The organism is Streptomyces sp. NPDC006265, from assembly GCF_040613555.1.
In the GTDB taxonomy this organism is placed as follows: Bacteria; Actinomycetota; Actinomycetes; order Streptomycetales; family Streptomycetaceae; genus Streptomyces.
On the sequence record NZ_JBEXSH010001243.1, the window covers coordinates 1 to 1,935 of the forward strand.

1 protein-coding gene is annotated in these 1,935 nt (G+C 67.0%); it reads right to left on the minus strand.

Annotation, left to right across the window (positions count from 1 at the left end; translation table 11 throughout):
• Window positions 1-43: 43 nt before the first annotated feature.
• The gene (locus ABZ281_RS47595; RefSeq protein ID WP_356664885.1) at window positions 44-1,585 is read right to left on the minus strand and encodes an RNA polymerase sigma factor; all 1,542 of its coding nucleotides are present in this window, start codon (window positions 1,583-1,585) and stop codon (window positions 44-46) included.
• Window positions 1,586-1,935 lie beyond the last annotated feature (350 nt).

Sequence of the window (1,935 nt, forward strand, 5' to 3'; positions counted from 1 at the left end):
CGGCCCCCGCGGGGACGGGGCCTTCCGCGTCGTAGGACCTTGCTCAGTCGAGGTAGTCGCGCAGCACCTGAGAACGCGACGGGTGGCGCAGCTTCGACATGGTCTTGGACTCGATCTGACGGATCCGCTCGCGTGTGACGCCGTAGACCTTGCCGATCTCGTCGAGGGTCTTCGGCTGACCGTCGGTGAGGCCGAAGCGCATCGAGACGACGCCCGCCTCGCGCTCGGACAGGGTGTCCAGGACAGAGTGCAGCTGCTCCTGCAGGAGCGTGAAGCTGACCGCGTCGGCCGGAACGACAGCCTCGGAGTCCTCGATGAGGTCACCGAACTCGCTGTCGCCGTCCTCGCCCAGCGGGGTGTGCAGCGAGATGGGCTCCCGGCCGTACTTCTGGACCTCGATGACCTTCTCGGGGGTCATGTCGAGTTCCTTGGCCAGCTCCTCCGGGGTGGGCTCGCGGCCCAGGTCCTGGAGCATCTGGCGCTGCACGCGCGCGAGTTTGTTGATGACCTCGACCATGTGCACCGGGATACGGATGGTGCGGGCCTGGTCGGCCATGGCGCGGGTGATCGCCTGACGGATCCACCACGTGGCGTACGTGGAGAACTTGTAGCCCTTCGTGTAGTCGAACTTCTCGACCGCGCGGATCAGACCGAGGTTGCCCTCCTGGATGAGATCCAGGAACAACATGCCGCGGCCGGTGTAACGCTTGGCCAGGGAGACCACCAGACGGAGGTTGGCCTCCAGGAGGTGGTTCTTGGCGCGGCGGCCGTCCTCGGCGATGATCTCCAGCTCGCGCTTGAGCTTCGGGGCCAGTTTGTCGGCGTTAGCGAGTTTGTCCTCGGCGAACAGACCAGCCTCGATGCGCTTGGCGAGCTCGACCTCCTGCTCGGCGTTGAGCAGCGGGACCTTGCCGATCTGCTTGAGGTAGTCCTTGACCGGGTCGGCGGTGGCGCCGGCGGCGGCGACCTGCTGGGCAGGCGCGTCGTCCTCGTCCTCGTCGGAGAGCACGAAGCCCGCGTTCTCGGTGGTGCCCTCGGGCTCCTCACCGGCCTTGACGGGGGCTGCCTCCTCGAGCACCTCCTCCTCGATGATCTCGGCGTCGTCCTTCTTGGCGCCGGTCTTCTTGGCCGCCGTCTTCTTGGCGACGGTCTTCTTCGCTGCCGCCTTCTTGGCGGTCGTCTTCTTGGCAGCCGCCTTCTTGGCGGGTGCCTCCTCCTCGGCGGCGGGCTCGGTGGCGGGCGCCGCCGGCGTGGCGGTGGCAGTGGCCTTCCGGGTGGTCACCGCCTTGGCCGCGACCGTCTTGGTGGCGGTGCGCTTGGCGGGACTCTTCGCTGCGACGCTCTTTCGGGTGCGCTTGGGCTCTGCGGCACTGACCATCAGCGTCACACCCTCTTCCTCGAGGATCTGGTTGAGGCTGCGCAGTACGTTCTTCCACTGAGTGGCCGGAATCTGGTCAGCTTCGAAGGCCCGACGCACGTCATCGCCGGCGATCTGCCCCTCAGCCTTTCCCCGCTCAATGAGCGCCATGACAGAGACGGACTCGGCGATCTCCGGCGGGAGCGTACGGGATGTGCTGGCCGACACGAACAACCTCTCGGAACGTTGGAAAACGGCTTCCGGCCCCGCCCACAGTGGACAGGAGCCGACCACCGGCTTGGAGATGGGCCGACGGCGCGGGCGGGAGCCGGGAAGATGCACAGCGCCGTGAACGGCGTCCGTATTCCCTCCGCGGCTGTCACCTCTTAGGTCATCGCGTTCTTCCCGCGAGCGTTACGCCCAATCTGCGTGGCCCGAGTCACACCCCGTAAGCGAACGAAAACGGTCAGACCCGCACAGATAGGGTCACATTTAGTGTCGACCCGGCCGCCCTGCCCGAGCCCCGACCCCCTTCGCACCGTCGGACCCCGCAGGATCACAAGGATCCCACGGGGTCC